This window comes from Enterococcus sp. E5-162, assembly GCF_035725965.1.
GTDB classification, from domain to species: domain Bacteria; phylum Bacillota; class Bacilli; order Lactobacillales; family Enterococcaceae; genus Enterococcus_B; species Enterococcus_B lactis.
The window spans coordinates 98,970-115,608 of sequence record NZ_JAPRFV010000001.1 but is presented as its reverse complement, the minus strand read 5'-3'; the positions used below and the strand labels follow the sequence as shown (position 1 = coordinate 115,608).

The 16,639-nt window shown below is 40.2% G+C and carries 12 protein-coding genes and 1 other annotated feature; of the genes, 2 read left to right on the top strand and 10 right to left on the bottom strand.

Going from position 1 to position 16,639, the window contains the following annotated elements; translation table 11 throughout:
* Window positions 1-10 precede the first annotated feature (10 nt).
* The 7 genes from OZZ83_RS00505 to OZZ83_RS00475 all read right to left on the bottom strand — a co-directional run bounded on the left by OZZ83_RS00505 (window position 11) and on the right by OZZ83_RS00475 (window position 10,162).
* A complete protein-coding gene (locus OZZ83_RS00505) occupies window positions 11-1,102 on the bottom strand; it encodes a prephenate dehydrogenase (RefSeq protein WP_278023309.1) in 1,092 nt (363 codons plus the stop codon).
* 16 nt (window positions 1,103-1,118) lie between these two features.
* Window positions 1,119-2,285, bottom strand: coding sequence for a chorismate synthase (gene aroC, locus OZZ83_RS00500; protein ID WP_002345156.1), 1,167 nt, complete (start codon window positions 2,283-2,285; stop codon window positions 1,119-1,121).
* Between the two features lies 1 nt (window position 2,286).
* Window positions 2,287-3,351, bottom strand: a complete 1,065-nt coding sequence (aroB, locus tag OZZ83_RS00495) for a 3-dehydroquinate synthase (protein ID WP_025477235.1) — start codon at window positions 3,349-3,351, stop codon at window positions 2,287-2,289.
* A gap of 32 nt (window positions 3,352-3,383) precedes the next feature.
* On the bottom strand, window positions 3,384-4,406 hold the full coding sequence (gene aroF, locus OZZ83_RS00490) for a 3-deoxy-7-phosphoheptulonate synthase (protein ID WP_002292027.1): 1,023 nt from the start codon (window positions 4,404-4,406) through the stop codon (window positions 3,384-3,386).
* 674 nt (window positions 4,407-5,080) lie between these two features.
* Window positions 5,081-6,055, bottom strand: coding sequence for a beta-galactosidase small subunit (locus tag OZZ83_RS00485; RefSeq protein WP_002306525.1), 975 nt, complete (start codon window positions 6,053-6,055; stop codon window positions 5,081-5,083).
* Window positions 6,036-7,919 carry a glycoside hydrolase family 2 gene (locus OZZ83_RS00480; protein ID WP_002313692.1) on the bottom strand — a complete coding sequence of 628 codons (1,884 nt, stop codon included), beginning with the start codon at window positions 7,917-7,919 and terminating at the stop codon, window positions 6,036-6,038. Before OZZ83_RS00480 ends, OZZ83_RS00485 begins: the two co-directional genes overlap by 20 nt.
* A 17-nt stretch (window positions 7,920-7,936) precedes the next feature.
* On the bottom strand, window positions 7,937-10,162 hold the full coding sequence (locus tag OZZ83_RS00475; RefSeq protein WP_002292032.1) for an alpha-galactosidase: 2,226 nt from the start codon (window positions 10,160-10,162) through the stop codon (window positions 7,937-7,939).
* 113 nt (window positions 10,163-10,275) lie between these two features.
* Here OZZ83_RS00475 and OZZ83_RS00470 point away from each other — a divergent pair, with 113 nt between their 5' ends.
* Window positions 10,276-11,310 (top strand): LacI family DNA-binding transcriptional regulator, encoded by a 1,035-nt coding sequence (locus OZZ83_RS00470; protein ID WP_002306521.1) that lies wholly within the window; start codon window positions 10,276-10,278, stop codon window positions 11,308-11,310.
* 66 nt (window positions 11,311-11,376) lie between these two features.
* On the opposite strand, the gene OZZ83_RS00465 is transcribed toward OZZ83_RS00470, so the two are convergent.
* The 3 genes from OZZ83_RS00465 to OZZ83_RS00455 all read right to left on the bottom strand — a co-directional run bounded on the left by OZZ83_RS00465 (window position 11,377) and on the right by OZZ83_RS00455 (window position 14,811).
* Entirely contained in the window at window positions 11,377-12,387 is a 1,011-nt protein-coding gene (locus tag OZZ83_RS00465) for an alpha/beta hydrolase (RefSeq protein ID WP_002345957.1), read from the bottom strand.
* Window positions 12,388-12,464: 77 nt separating this feature from the next.
* Window positions 12,465-13,601: a 5-methyltetrahydropteroyltriglutamate--homocysteine S-methyltransferase gene (locus OZZ83_RS00460; RefSeq protein ID WP_002292037.1), complete on the bottom strand. Its 1,137-nt coding sequence runs from the start codon at window positions 13,599-13,601 to the stop codon at window positions 12,465-12,467.
* A gap of 92 nt (window positions 13,602-13,693) precedes the next feature.
* Window positions 13,694-13,925, bottom strand: a binding site (T-box leader).
* A 124-nt stretch (window positions 13,926-14,049) separates the two neighbouring features.
* Window positions 14,050-14,811 carry a MerR family transcriptional regulator gene (locus OZZ83_RS00455; RefSeq protein WP_002309028.1) on the bottom strand — a complete coding sequence of 254 codons (762 nt, stop codon included), beginning with the start codon at window positions 14,809-14,811 and terminating at the stop codon, window positions 14,050-14,052.
* A 98-nt stretch (window positions 14,812-14,909) separates the two neighbouring features.
* Here OZZ83_RS00455 and OZZ83_RS00450 point away from each other — a divergent pair, with 98 nt between their 5' ends.
* The gene (locus tag OZZ83_RS00450; protein ID WP_002309027.1) at window positions 14,910-16,631 is read left to right on the top strand and encodes an ABC transporter ATP-binding protein; all 1,722 of its coding nucleotides are present in this window, start codon (window positions 14,910-14,912) and stop codon (window positions 16,629-16,631) included.
* Window positions 16,632-16,639 lie beyond the last annotated feature (8 nt).

Here is a 16,639-nt window from a genome sequence, read left to right as displayed (position 1 = left end):
ATCCAGCCTCCTATTTGATCCAGCAATGATAACTGGTATTAGACAAAATGGTTCTTTTTGCTTGTAACAAATCCTGTTGATTTTTGAAACTGATTTGCAGTATCCCTAAAATATCTTCTCGCGTCTCTTGGATCTTCAAATTAATCAAAGAAACTCCCGCTTTTCCGATCAGTCCAGTTACTTCTGCAATAACGCCAGGCTCATCTGGCACATCGATAAATAAATCAAAAAAGGCAGGGATCGCGCCTTGCTTATGGATAGGCAACTGGTCTCGACTTTCTTTTGCCCGATTGAAAAAAGAAAAGATTTCCGATTGGTTCTCAGTCATGATCCATTCTGCTATTTGTGTCATTTCTTGCTGCCAATCTGCCAATCGTTCCAATAATATCTGCTTATTGCTCAACAAAATATCTGTCCACATGACAGGATCCGAGGAAGCGATCCTAGTGATATCTCGAAAGCCTCCTGCTGCTAGTTGTTTGGCTCGCGGATATTCTTGATTGAATTGTTCTGCCTGATTGACTAAACCAGCTGCCAGAATATGTGGAAAATGACTTAGCATTCCTGTTATACGGTCATGTTCTCCTGCTGTAAGAGTCACATATTTTGCTTTGGTTCCGCAAAATAGTTCTTGCAGTTTTTCAACATCTTTTTTCGTCTTTTCCAAAGGTGTAAAGATGTAATAGGCATTTTCAAATAGTTTAGCATCTGCTGCCTGTATACCTGATTTGTGAGAACCAGCCATTGGATGTCCACCGACAAACCGAAGATTTTTCTGCTCAGCGGATGTCACGACTTGCTGCTTCGTACTGCTGACATCCGTAATGATGACGTGATCAGACAAGTTGATTCTTTCAAGGACATCAAGATAAGCTAAGGTTGTACGGACGGGAACGGCTAATAAGATAACGTCTGCTTGTTCTGCACCTGTTTCAAAATCATTTGCAACGTAATCAACGATCTGCTGTTCTACTGCTTGCTCACGGGTTTTTGACTGACTATCCCAACCAACTACTATCAGTTCTGGATTGGTCTGACGAATACAAAGTGCCATAGAAGCACCAATCAGTCCAAGCCCCACGATAAAAACATGTTGTGCCATCTTATTTGCCCCCTTTTTAGTAATGTTTCAAGTAGTCACGGTACTCCTTCACTGCAGCTTTCAACTCAACAAGCGAATCACTTGGGAATTTTGACAATAGCTCTGTCGCTACCACAGTGGCTACAACATTTTCCGCAACGACACTAGCTGCAGGAACTGCTGTACTATCCGAACGTTCTACACTTGCTTTGTAAGGTTCTTTTGTATCGATATCAACACTTTGAAGTGGCTTGTACAATGTAGGGATGGGTTTCATGACCCCGCGGATAATAAGTGGTTCGCCATTGGTCATTCCGCCTTCGAAGCCGCCTAGATTATTGCTACGTCGGAAGTAGCCTCGTTCTTCTTCCCATAAGATCTCATCCATCACTTCTGATCCTGGTAATGATGCAGCAGTGAATCCGACCCCAAATTCTACTCCTTTAAAGGCATTGATACTAACCACAGCTTGCGCGATTTTGGCATCTAGCTTCGTGTCCCATTGTACATAGCTTCCTAATCCAGCTGGAACGCCTCCAACGAGCACTTCTACAATTCCTCCGATCGTGTCTCCATTTTTCTTTGTCTGATCGATCAGTTCTTTTATTCTTTGCTCGACTGCTGAATCAACAACCCGTACTTCTGATGCTTCAGAAATTTCTTTGATTTCTTGAATGGAGATATTTCCAGGTATTTCTGCTTGGATTCCACCAAGACAAATCACGTGTCCGGCTACGATGATGTCAAGTTCTTCCAGAATTTTCTTGGCAATTGCGCCGATTGCTACACGCATGGTCGTCTCTCTTGCAGAGGACCGTTCAAGCACATTCCGAAGATCTCGATGATGGTATTTCATACCGCCTACCAAATCCGCGTGTCCTGGACGCGGACGTGCAACTCGCCGCAGTGATCGGTCCTTTTCAGGTACTTCTGCTACAGACATGACAGTTGTCCAATTTTTCCAATCTTTATTTTCTACCACTAAAGTGACAGGTGAACCAATTGTTTTGCCGTGACGGATGCCAGACGTGATCCGAACACGGTCTTTTTCGATCTTCATCCTTCCTCCTCTGCCGTAACCAGTTTGTCTGCGAGCGAGTTCGTAATTGATTTCTTCTTCTGATAGAGGTAACCCTGCTGGTAGTCCTTCAATAATCGCTGTTAATTCTGGTCCATGGGATTCTCCCGCAGTCATATAACGCATCTTACAGTCCTCCTAAGTAATCTTTGAATGTCTCTGTAGGAACAGGTACGATTTTTGCTTGCCCAATCTTTTCTAGCAAGATGATATTCAATTGGCTTCCTCTTGCTTTCTTATCATGGGTTATCGCGTGGAATAATTCCTCTGAATGACTTAGATCGTAAGTAATCGGCAGGTGGAATTTTTGGAGTATCCTTTCTAATGCAGCTGTCGATCCAGTTGGAGACAAGCCGATTTTTTCTGCATGAGAAGTGATGGCTACCATTCCAATAGCTACTCCTTCTCCATGACTGACTACCCCATATCCTGCTGTATTTTCAATTGCATGGCCAATTGTGTGACCAAAATTTAAAATAAGTCGATTTCCTTGGTCAAAGACATCTTCTTCCACTACTTTTCGCTTGATTTTCAACGTAGCAGTGATGATTGGAACAGCATGCTCTAAAAGATCTTTTTCGTCTTTCAGCTCATTCAGCTGTTGCCAAAGCATTGCATCTGCTATAGCTGCTGATTTGATGATTTCAGCGATCCCTTCTCGTAAACGACGTACCGGCAAAGTCTTTAGAACCTCAGGATCAATCAATACGCCAGCTGGCTGGCTAAATGTTCCGACAAGGTTCTTCGCTTTGTTTGTATTGACTGCTGTCTTCCCACCGATACTAGAATCTACTTGTGCAAGTAGCGTAGTCGGAAGTTGAACGAAATGGATCCCACGCATGAACGTTGAGGCCACGAATGCGGCTAGATCACCCACCATTCCTCCACCAAGTGCAAGTATTCCATCGCTGCGGGTAAAATCATTATCTGCCAAAAAATCGTATAACTCAGCTGCTTGTTCCAAAGATTTACTGGTCTCACCCGCCGGTACGATTGAAAGGACTGGTTCAAAATCAGCTTGTCTCAATTGGAACATGATTTTTTCCGCATACAGTGGAGCAACGTTGGTATCAGTGATTACAGCTACTTTTTGAGGCTTCCAAATCGTTTGAAGCCATGATCCAGCCTGTTCTAGTGCACCTTCTTCAATATGAATATCGTATTTCTGGTTATCAACATGTATAGTAAGCATTCGTTTCACTTCTTTCTTTTAAAAAGCTGGCATTAATCGAGTGTTTGGATCTTTTCCATTGCTTCTTTCATGATCGCCACTTCTTTCATCATGCGTGAGTAAGTCTTTTCATTCAACGATTGGGGACCGTCTGACCAAGCATTTGCAGGATCAGGATGAATCTCTACGATCATGCCATCTGCTCCGCTTGCCACACCCGCACGGGCCATTGGTGGTACAAGATCCCAAATACCTGTACCATGACTTGGATCAACGATCACAGGGAAATGAGTTAATTTTTTCATCAATGGGACAGCACTTAAATCAAACGTATTACGTGTAGCTGTCTCGTAAGTCCGAATCCCACGTTCGATAAAAATGACAGGAGATTTGTCTTCGACTGCAATGTATTCTGCAGCATTAAGCCATTCATTGATCGTACCAGAAATCCCACGTTTCAATCCAACAGGTTTACCTGTTTTGCCGACAGCAGATAGCAGTTTGAAATTTTGCATATTACGTGCGCCAATCTGTAGGATATCGCTGTACTCAGCCACCATGTCGATATGTCCTTCATCCATCACTTCAGTAATCACTTTCATTCCAAATTCATCAGCCGCTTGACGGATGTATTTCAATCCTTCTTCTTCTAAACCTTGGAAAGCATATGGAGAAGTACGTGGTTTGAAGGCACCACCTCGCAGAATTTTTGCGCCCCCGGCTTTAGCCATCCGCGCACATTCTCTGATTTGGTCTAATCCTTCGATAGAACAAGGACCAGCCATCGTCACAAAACTGCCGTCACCGATTTTTACTCCGTCTACATCCACGACTGTATTGCCAGGATGGAATTCTCGAGAAGTCAATTTGTATGTGTTCAAAATACGCACAGCATTTTCTACTCCTTCGTAGCGTGTAAATGCTCCTTCTTGTAAACTTCGCGTATCACCTTTTAGTCCAATCACTACTCGTTCTGTTCCTTGATCGATTGAGACTTTGAATCCTTCTTTTTCGATATGATCGACGACTTTTTTTACTTGTTCTTCCGTTGCTTCTTTTTTCATAATTACTATCATTGTTTTTCCCGCTTTCTTTTGTTTACTTATCTATCTTGGCTGATTTTCTCTACTTTTTCAAGTTGGTTTTACATAAATTCCTACTAAACGACCGTGTCCTATTGTTCTCATTTTCGCTCCTTCTTTCCTACTTATGAACCGGATAATCAACAAAAAAAGATGTCCCTGTAGGAAATTGCCTCTACAGTGAACATCTTCAACGAGCCTTAAAAAGCGCTGCAAAAATATAAAATAGCCACTATAGATGAATTTCTCTACGTGGCTGTAAGTCGTGTTTAAAAATCTTTAGCCATCATAGATACAAACTTGGTTTGTTTGTACCCACGAAGTCATGAATACAAACCTATCTAAAATAGCTAAAGTAATACGTATTCAGTTTTGTAAGTTTTCTAGATTTCATAAAAAATCGCTCCAAACTGATGTAAGAATTGTACCTAGTATAGACATAAAAAAATCGACTGTCAATCATTTTTGTGAAACTTTTTTTAATTTTCTGATAGTTAACTTTATTTTTCAGAAAAACAACAATTGGTTTCATTGAAGAAAATAGTCATGAACAAAAGATTCTGAGAACTTTTTTGCTCGCTTGTTCATGACGTATCTTGTTCATGACGTATAGAATAAAGCAGCTTTGTCTTGTAAACTCTGTTTTTCAAATAATAATCTAAAGATCGCTACTGGATAATAAAGCTGATTTCATGGTCCTCTTCGCCGCTGATGCGATAAGGTGACTCAACATCCGCTCCCCAGCTATTGATACCCCCGACTCCTCTTACTTTTGCAAAAATCGTAAGAACCGTTCGTCTTTCTGGCGGTAGTTCTTCTATATGTGTCGCCTGTTCCAGTTCTTCTGCTTTGAATGGTAAAGCGGAAAAAGCAAATGGCGTATCCTGCTGTTCAAATCGTAACGAAAAGTCTTCTTGATCTTTGTCCGTATTATCCAATGTTTGATTTCTTGTCAGTTCTAGCCATTTCGTTTCCATATGCATACCGCATTCTTGGGGAACAAGATATGGAGGGATAGGGAGTCCTTCCACTTTATAAATACCTTCGATACCACCAGCCAGCCGATCCGGATATGTTTCCCCTGATAAACCCTCATACTCAAAGAATTTTGCTTTTGTTGGCATAATGAACCTTATACCCAATGCTGGTAATTCCGGCAACCCTTTTTGTCCAACATAATGCATTTTAACAAGCATTTTACCCTCTCCAGCGATTTGGTAGGAAATTGTCACTTGTGTTTTTGGTACTGTGTTGATTTCCAGTGTAAAAATGATTTCAACTGTTCCAGCGTATTCATTACTTGAATATTGATTATTTACTGGGGCAATCGGCAAATCGATCTTTTTATTGTCCACCAGTACTTCTATTTCTTTGACTTTTGGATACAATCCGGCTCCTAACCACATACCAGATTTAAATCCAAATCCGCTACCTCTGTCATTATCGGTCGTTGCCCGCCAAAAAACTGGAAGTGTTTCCCGGTATAGCCATTCTTTTCCGTTTTTATTGAGCGATTCTAGTCCGCCTCTTGTATAAGAAAAAATATAATGCGTATTCCCCGATTTGACACCTAATGTACAGTCGCCGAAGACGATTGCAACTTTTTCTGTCTCCATATGACTTTTATTTACTGTATTTTTCATAATAATATCTTACCTCCTGCATGGCGGGTTTTTCTTGTCCATCTGCAAAAACGATTCCATTCCCTGAGAATTCATAGTCACTTGGTTTATCGTCAAAGTCACCGCCATAGCGCATCACTTCTCTACCAGTGATTGGATCAGTCACTTGGATCGCCTGATCTTTAAAATCCCATATATAGCCTCCTTGGTACATTTCATAACGATCAAGCAACGTCATGTAAGAATCCATTCCACCTAACGAATTCCCCATGTCATGCATGTATTCACATAAGATGAACGGTTTTTCCGCTTTATTTTCAAGGTAGTCAACAATCTCTTCTGGTGGCGCATACATGCAGCTTTTTACATCTGAAATCGAATCTTCGAATGCTGGATTTGGAAAATTCCCTTCATAATGAACAAGTCGATCCGGGTCTACTTTTTTGAAGTAATCGTTCATTTGTCGAATGTTTTCTTCCGCATAGGATTCATTTCCAAGAGACCAAAAAAGAATGCTTGGATGGTTCTTTAATGTTTCGAAATTCGTTTTTGCCCGATCAAGAACAGCAGATTGCCACTGAGGTACTGCACCTGGCACATTGTAAGAAGGCTCAAATGCACCCATTTTTTGCCATGAGCCATGGGATTCGAGGTTCGTTTCCGCCATCACGTGGATACCTGCTTGGTCGCATAAATAATACCAAGTGATCTGGTTGGGGTAATGAGATGTCCGTACGCCGTTGATCTTTGCATTTTTTATGATAGCCAAATCTTTTTCCATATCTTCTATAGTGATGGCGCGTCCTTTTCTTGGATGCCACTCATGTCGATTTACCCCGTTGATGATCATCCGTTTTCCATTGAAGTATATGATTTTATCTTTGATTTCGATTTTACGAAAACCGAAGGAATAGTTAATATACTCCGTTACTCTTTTTTCTTCGTCTATCGTCTCCAATTCAAGCTTATATAAATTGGGCTGAAAATGCCCCCACAATGCCACGTTTTCAAATCCATCGATCCGAATCGTCATTTGTTCTTTTAACGGATATTGCTGTTGATAGATTTCCTTCCCCTCAGGATCTAGTATCGCTACATTCAGCTGACTGTTTTTGGCTACTTGCTCAAAAGACAAATCTACTTCAAGTTTACCATTTTGACATTTGTCATCTAAGCGAGGTTTGATCCAAAGATCTTCTAAATGGTTTTGTCCTCGAGCAACTAAGAAGACCTCTCTGAAGATCCCAAAAAATCGGAAAAAGTCCTGATCTTCCAAGAATGCAGCTGTACTTCTTTTGTAAACCTCCACAGCTAGAATATTTTCTTCTTCCAAATAAGGTGTTAAATCAAATTCAGACGGAGTGAACGAATCTTCGGCATAGCCGATAAAATGACCATTCAACCAAAGGAACATTGCTTGTTCTACACCAGCAAAATGTATCGAGATTTGTTTTCCCTTTAGACCTTCTTCTAATCGAAAAGTCGTCAAATAGGACCCCACCGGATTGTCTTTAGCAGCTGAAAATATCCCTTCCGCCTCTTTCTCAGGGCTTGTCGTGAAAGGGGGACGGCGAAATACATGTCCCTCCCACGGATACATCGTATTGATGTAATGGATCTTGTCATAATTTGCTAATTCAATATGACTAGGAACAGTGATTTCATCAAAAGAACAGGCATCAAAATCTTTTTTATAAAATGTTTTTGGACGTACCGAAGGATTTGGCGAATAACAAAAACACCATGTTCCATTTAAAGACTGTTTAAGGGATGATGTGGTTTCTACTTCTTCCCTTGTTGCATAGCAAACATGATCACTATGCGCATTTGATTGGTTCACTCTAAAAACTTGTGGATCATCTAACCATTTTATATTTGCTTTCATACTTTTTTCCTTCTCTCTCATAACTTTTTGAAATGAAGCAGCTCTGTTTGGAAATCACCTTGAAAATCAGGGAAGTAAAGTCCGACTGTCATCAATTCGGCCCCCGAAAATAGCCGCTTCGAGGTCTGTTCCTGATAAAGTGCCTCATCATCTAACCCCAACAGATATACTTCATGGAACGCTGGTTGAGCTGAAGCTAGTATCCTCCCTAAAAACACAATAGCTTCATCTTGTTTAGGAGACACAAACATCCATGCGACAATATTTTCTTCAAAAGGACTCGCCAAACGATAATAATGGCCGTACTGGATCACGGGACGAATCGTTTGATAGGATATAATTTGTTCTTTGACTTGCTTTTTTTCTTCAGGAGACAGCTTTGTCAAATCCAGTTCATAACCAAAAACAGCGCTCATAGCTGTTTCTCCTCTTGTTTTCAACGAAGTAGATCTGCCAGTCTGATGATTTGGTACAGCTGATACATGAGCCGTGATGGACGAAATCGGATAAGCAAGACTTGTTCCATATTGGATTTTCATACGCTCCACTGCATCCGTGTTATCACTTGTCCATGACTGCGGCATATAATAAATAAAACCAGCATCAAACCGCCCACCTCCACCAGAACAGCCTTCCCATAAGATTTCCGGATAATCAGCTGTCAAATGTTCGAGTAGTTCATAAAGCCCAAGCATATAACGATGCGCTACTTCTCCTTGTCTAAGTGGGTCAAGGGTAATCGAATAGATATCTGAAAGCGAACGATTCATATCCCATTTGATGTAGTCAAGAGGAATCGTGTCTAAAATCTTTCTCATTTGTTTCTCAATCGTCTGCCGAACATCTAACCTTGTAAAATCCAGTACATGTTGTGATCTGGAAGCAGAAGGCATTCTACCTGGCACCTGCATAAGAAAATCAGGATGTGTTCGATACAGTTCAGAATCAATGGAGATCATTTCTGGTTCAAACCATAAACCAAATTTCAATCCTTTGCTATGAGCATAATCTGCTATTTCACGTAATCCATTTGTTAACTTGCCTTTATACTCGAACCAGTCTCCTAATGAAGAATTGTCCGCATCTCTTTTTCCAAACCAGCCATCATCTAATACGAACATTTCGATGCCTAGCTCCTTTGCTTCATCAATGATCGCCTTGATTTTTTCACTATTGAAGTCAAAGTAAGTGGCTTCCCAGTTATTGACAAGAATCGGCCGTTCAGCAAATTGATGACGACCTCTTGCGATTCTTTCACGTAGCAACTCATGGTGGATCTGACTCATTTTGTTCAATCCCTGACTTGAGTAAGAAAGGATCATTTCAGGTGTTTGAAAAGACTGATTTGCATTCAATTCCCACGAAAAACAATGGCTGTTGATCCCACCGACGACTCTCAATTGATTGATCTGATCTTTTTCAAGTTCGAAAGAATGGTTGCCGGAATAAACAAATTGAAGTCCAATCGCTTCTCCAGTATTTTCTGTCGTATGATGATGAACTAAAGCAATAAAGTTATTCATATGGTGACTGCTCGTTCCTCGACGGCTTTCAAATACTTTTGTTCCAGATAAAAGAGATTGCCGTGAGATCTGTCTTTCATTGACATGTGCTCCTGGCAAAGCAATGACTTCATCAAATCGCCTAGTATGGGCAAAATCTAACTGGAAACTAGCTGCTTTTTCTAGTTTGATTGTTTCTCTAGTTTCATTTCTTATCTTTACAGATCGTGTGATCACTGCTCTATCACTAAATATGGTATAGAACAAATCGAAATAAATCGCTGTTTCTCTATCCTTAAGTGAAATCACCAACGTTTGTGCCTCTGACTTGTCTAGCACATAAGTTTGAGGCAAGCCTTCGATGTCTGGCTTCCCATCTGTAATATAATGACTATCATATCTCAGATCCAGTAAGTCTGACCCATTCTTGCGCTGAATGATCGATGCGGGCGTTCGAAAGTCCATGCTGCCATGAGAAGAGTATTCTTGTGGTAGTGTATCTTTCGACAGAGACCGGTCAGGATTTAAGGGAATATTTCCTGAAAATCCACGATCTCTTCGGGGATAATTTTTATTGTCTTTGTACTGCTTGACTGGTTTGCCAAAATAAATATGCGCCAATACATTGCTCTCTTCTATCTTTATCAGATAAGAAAGAAATGTATTTCGTAAATGGAATACTCGGCTCTTTTCATCAAATAAGATGAAATTTTTTTCTGTTTTTTTATGCGTAATATCCATCATTTCACTCCCACCAAAACGGAAACCGTTTACTTTTTTTATAATTCCTGTATACTGTTTACTAAACAATTTTGTCAATAGAAATTTTTTGTTTTTTTGAGGAGTGTGTAAAAATGGTTGGAATTAGAGATGTCGCACGAAAGGCAAATGTCTCTCCTGCTACAGTTTCCCGCGTGTTGAATAACGATCAGACGATCCATGTGGCTCAGGCTACTCGGCAACGAATAGTAGAGGCAGCAGCTGCGTTGGATTATGATATCAGTACTCGAAAATATATCAAAAAGAGAATGCCTTCGATTGGTGTGATCTCTACGATCGGCAAAGCGAGCGAAGAACAGGATATCTATTACAAACATTTGCGAGTAGGGATGGAAGAAGAAGCTCGACGTCTGCATTTAGGGATGAATCGAATCTATAATCTATCTGATAATCCTAAACAATGGGAAGATCTAGATCAGTTAGGTGCGGTGATCGTTGTTGGGACCGTTACGAAAGAATCGATTACCGCCTTATTAAAACAAAACATGCAAATAGTCGTCGTGGATAACCCTGACATCCAGCAAGAGGTCGATATGGTTTATGCAGATCTTGAACGGATGACTAAAACCGTACTGGAATTGTTCTTAGAAAATGGCCATAAAAGAATAGCCTATATCGGGGGGTATAAAGTCGATATGGATGAACTGGGTGGGAAGCAGATTTCTATAAACGAAAAGAGAATGCGTGCCTATCAGCATTTTATGATCGATCATCACTTAGAAAAATATATGTCTTATCGTCTAGGTGGCTGGACAGAAAAACAAGGTGAGGGACTTGCGACTGATCTATTAGAAAATGAATCCCCTCTTCCTACTGCCATTCTTGTCGGGAGCGATCCAATGGCAATCGGTGTCTATCGGGCATTGAAACAAAAAAATATCCAAATTGGAGAAGAGATTGTTGTAGCAAGCTTTGATAATATCGAGACAATCGCAAACCTCTCCCCTGGCTTGACCAGTGTCCAAATCAATGCGAAATCAATTGGGCAAGCAGCTGTTCGAATGGCATTGGAGCGAATTGACGGAATACGGGACGAACCAATCATTTTGACTTATCCTGCACGATTGATTGTTCGGGAAAGTTTTATCCCAAGAACAAAAAGGTATTAAAAGAGAGGTTGTAAAAAGCCGCTTCGTTTCTTCATACTCAAAACTAAACGGCTTTTTCACAACCTCTTACTTATACTTATTCACAAAATCCAATGTCTGCTGGTAACAATTTTGCGATTCTTTTAGCGTGTAATCAAATTGGTATTCATGGGTAATCTCTTTTTTTGTATCTGTATAAAACAAGGATTGCACGGGTACCTTTAATTCTGTCAACCGATTTTCTAATGCTTGACCTTGCTCTTGGAAGGAGTAAGCATTTCCGTCAGTTATATACGTTGGCGGAAATTCCTTAGAAACATGGTCAGCCACACTAGCTTCTTTCAGTTGCTCGCTCGTTTTCCAATCTTTTGTTCCAATCAACGACCATGCAACGGTTTTGACGAAGAACTTCATAAATCGATCATCCGAATGTTGCTGTGCTGTTAGCTTTAAATCAACGGGTCCACAATAAGAAATGGTTCCTTTCAAACTATCTTTTGGAAGTACCTGTTTGATTTTCATCTGTTTGGCATACGCTTCATTTGTTTGTAGAGCTGCATATTGCAAAGCGATTTGTGCACCTGCACTATCGCCGCCAAAAAATAGTTGTTCCATGTCTAGCAGTTTGTCGTCGCCTTCAGCTAATAAATCTTTGACCAGCTCATTCACTTGAAGAACTTGATTAGGGTATTCTGAATCAGGCGCTAATTCATAATTCATCGCAACCACTGCGATGTTGGCATCTGATACTAATTTTGTCGCAAATTCCTTGACACCTGATTTATCTCCGCCGACGAACCCTCCACCATGTACCCAAAACAGAACAGGAACAGGTCCCTTGCTGTTTTTTGGATAGTAGATATCATACGTATTCTCTTTATAGTTGGACTCGTACGTCAAATCTGTTTTTTTCGCCACGTTTTTTTCTGCTTGATTGAACGTTTTCTGATCGGTGATTTGAACAGTATTTGAAAACATATGGTTGATCAAGAATGCTCCGGGTCTGGGGGAAAGCTGGAAGGCAAGAAAGATTGCAAACGCGATCCCAAGAATGATTCCGAAGAACCACCCGATAAATTTAAGAATTTTCTTTTTCATAAGTCTCCCTCAGAAATTAATATTAAGCATTCTGATTATACCATAGTGTTCTTTCCTAGCAAGCTCTCCTGCATGATTTAATTGTTCCCCCAAACTTCTTCTGCAATGCTTTTGACAAAAGCAATCTTTTCCCATTGTTCTTCTTCAGACAAAATATTTCCTTCTTCTGTTGAAGCAAATCCGCATTGAGGACTTAAGCACAAACGATCCAAAGGCAGATATCGTGTCGCTTCGTAGATCCGGTCAATCACTTGCTGGCGCTCTTCCAGTTCACCACTTTTCGTTGTGATCAAGCCTAATACAACTAATTTATCTTCGGAAACTTTCGCTAAAGGTGCAAAACTCCCAGCACGTTCACTATCGTATTCTAAATAATAGGCACGGACATTTTCTTGAGTAAATAATGGATCTGCTACGTCGTCATAGCCCCCCGATGCTGCCCAAGTAGAATGATAATTCCCGCGACAGACATGTGTATTGAGTGTTAAATCATCCGGCTGGTCAGCTAAGACTGCATTGTTGATCGTTAAATAAAGATTTGCTAGTTCCCGACGAACTTCTTTTTCATCTTTTCCCTCATCCATCGCAAACCCTTTAGGAAGTGGTGCAACTAATACTCCCCATGTACAATCATCTAGCTGGATCGTCCGCGCACCTGCTTCATATAAGTCGTCGATCACTTGACGATAAGCTGCGATGATATCTTTGATCAATGTTTGATTGTCTTCATAGACTTTTCGAACATGGGGTAATATATCCGGACGAAGTAGTTCCACTAAAATTTGAGCTGGAGCAGGAATTGTCTGTTTCACTTCGATGCCTTGACTTGTATGTGCCTGAGTGAATTTAAAATGTTCGACGAAAGGGTGGTTCGTACCAGAAATTTTCCCCGTCACAATCACTGTACCAGGACGTGTCTCTTCTCCATGAAAGAAATAGCCATGTTCAGGCACATAAAATTCCACGCCATTCAACCCATAAAAGAAGTCCAAGTGCCACCAGCTGCGACGGAACTCTCCATCAGTAACAGCTTTCAAACCAGCTCCTTCTTGTTTTTTTATCAATTCGATGATTGTTTCATCTTCTACTTTTCGAAGTTCTTCTTGTGTGATTTCCCCATCAGTAAAACGAGTCCTTGCCTCTTTCAATTTTTCAGGACGTAAAAAGCTCCCAACGATGTCATAGCGAAATGGTGATGTTGTTCGAATTGTCATAAAAAATCTCCTCCAATAATCATGTTTTAACAAAGCGTAAGAAGCTTTTCAAAAAAAGAAAAAAGTACCCGCCTCTTTTGCCGTTGAACGACAAAAGGGACGAATACTTCGTGTTACCACCCTTATTTGCATTATTCTCACAAATAATGCCTCATCGGTACAGATTGTATACCCGGCGAGTTATCGGTCGCTTTACCGTTTAGATTGCGTGAACAATCCAAAAAACTCAGAGCTCATCTTCACTGACCAAACAATCCTTGCTCTCACCTACCAAGGTCTCTGTACTTATTTCCGATCAGCTACTCTTCTCTTCAACGCTTCATTATTTGCTAATTAATATCCCACTTTCGTTTCATTTTGTCAATCTTTTTTCAATAAAAAAAATCGAGCGATTTCTCTCTCATTTCATTTTCATCCATTCAATCCACTTATCCTAAATATTTCTTTCCTATTTTTTCATTTCCATCCATGCATGATAATATTCAATTCTGATATTGTTTTCGTCCGTATTGGTCAATAGATATTGTCCGATCACTTCTCCTGTTTCCCACCCTTTTTCATGCATTGTTTCTCTGACTTCTAAGATATTATTACGTTCCGCATGGTTCATCTCAGATTTCAATAAAAACCGGCGATAAATAGTCGTATCTTTTTTCTTCCAAATCACATCTTGGGAAAATAAATGTATGTCACTGGGGTCGATAAAAAAGCCGTACATCGTTTGCGAACTGGAAGCTGGCATACTCATCATTCCAAAACTCGAATAGTTTGGTAGAAATTGTTTTATTTCCACAATATCTTCAAATTCCGTTGAGATCATACAGTCAAAAGGGATCTCTTCTATAGGAAATTCTTCCTCGTTTGTATCGATCATCAATTTCAACTGTTTTTTTCGCGCCCTTATCTCTTTCTGTTTTTGTTTCATTATCAATAGTTCTTTATGGATTCTTTTTTCTGTTTCATCAAGTGTCTCATATAACTCCGTCAACGTTTTACCATATAAATTCTTCATCTGCTTGATCGGTATATCTAATTTTCTATAAAAAACGATATCATAAAGCATAAAAATATCGTCGATATCAAACAAGCGGTAATCATTCTCTTCCTGTCTGCTTGACCGGATCAGACCCTGTTCATCCCAATAGCGAATCGTTGATTTTGGCAAATCGAACAGTTCCGATACTTGGCCGATCGTGTACATTTTTTTCATTTTTTCTCACCTCTTTTCTAGTTTATTCTTTTTTCTATTGACCTTCAAGCTACTTGAAGGTATAGAATCGAAAAGTATCAGGAAAAAGGAGGAATAATATGACTATCTTAAAAAAATTCTTACAGCAAAACAAAGGACTCGCTCTCCTTACCTTTGTGATGATCTGTTTACAAATCGCCGGTACATTAGGTGTACCAAAATTAGTAGCCAAACTGATCGACACAGGTATAGCAAGTGGCGAAGCCTCTGTTATCAAGAAAATCGGCGTTGAAATGCTACTTGTAGCATTTCTAGGAACGATTGCTGCAGTTGCCTCTAGTTACTTTTCAGCATTGGCATCCGCTCGGTTTGGTTTCCAGACACGGGAGAAATATTTCCGTAAATTCCAACAACTGTCAATGAAGGATATCAGCCGTTTCAGTTCTGGATCTCTTTTGACAAGAATGACGAATGATGTCGATAATGTCCAGCAAATGATTGTTTTATTTTGCCAAATGATTTTACCAGCACCAGTTATTTGCTTTTTCACCATCCTCATGATGTTTCGTTATTCTCTATTGCTTACATGGGTTACATTATTCTCTGTTGTTTTTTACGTATGGATCGTTTACCGACTGATGAAACGAGGAACGCCTTTATCTTTGAGTATCCAACCAAAAATGGATCGGATCACCATCACATTGAGAGAATTCTTTACGGGGATCAATATGATCCGTGCCTTTGATAATCAATCATATGAAGAAAAGCGAACGAATCAGACCTTTGCAGATTATGCTAGTCAAATGATCAAAGTGAACCGAATCTTTGCTTGGGTCACTCCAATTGCTTTTTTACTCATGGGAATCGTTTATGCTTCTATTTTGTGGTTTGGCGGAAATCTTGTGGCAGACGGGACGTTACAGATCGGGGTCGTGACCGCGGTAGTGGAATACTCTATGCTGACACTTGCTTATTTGATGATTGCAGCCATGGTACTGGTCATTATCCCTAAATCATTCGCCTCTTTACGACGGATAGAAGAAATACTCGAAGCAGAGATCGAAATTAAAGAAGAGACGATCCAAACAGTTGCTAAACCATCCTTTGATCAGACAAATGCAGCTGCTTTTAAACATGTCACATTCAAATATACTGAAACTTCTGATCCAGTTCTAGAAGATATTGATTTTACAATACCTAAAGGAAAAACAACGGCGATCGTTGGTGGGACCGGATCTGGAAAAAGTAGTTTAGCAAAACTTCTCTTGAGACTAAGTGATCCTACGGTAGGAAAAGTGACCCTTGGTGGTATTCCTCTTACTCAAATGACGCAGGAACAGATCCGCTCCCACATCAGTTATGTCCCTCAAAAAGCCTTCTTATTCAGCGGTACGATCTTAAGCAACTTGCAGATGGGAAATGAACATGCTTCACCAGAAGAATTGGCTAAAGCGATCAAGGTCGCCCAATTAGAAGAACTAGTGGACACTCTTCCTGATGGATTAGATAGCTTTGTTGCTCAAGGTGGTTCTAATTACTCTGGCGGACAGAAACAGCGGATATGCATTGCTCGAGCATTGATCAAACCAGCAGAAATCTATGTATTCGATGATAGTTTTTCCGCTTTAGATTATAAGACAGACGCAGCATTAAGGGCAGCACTCCATAAACACATGTCGGAGAAAACTCTCGTGATTGTTGCTCAACGGCTCAGTACGATCCAACAAGCAGATAACATCATTGTTTTAGATGAAGGAAAAATCGTAGGACAAGGTACTCATGAAGAACTATTGTCTAATTGTCAAACATATCAAGAGTTTGCCAAATCACAAGGAATATAGAAAGAAGG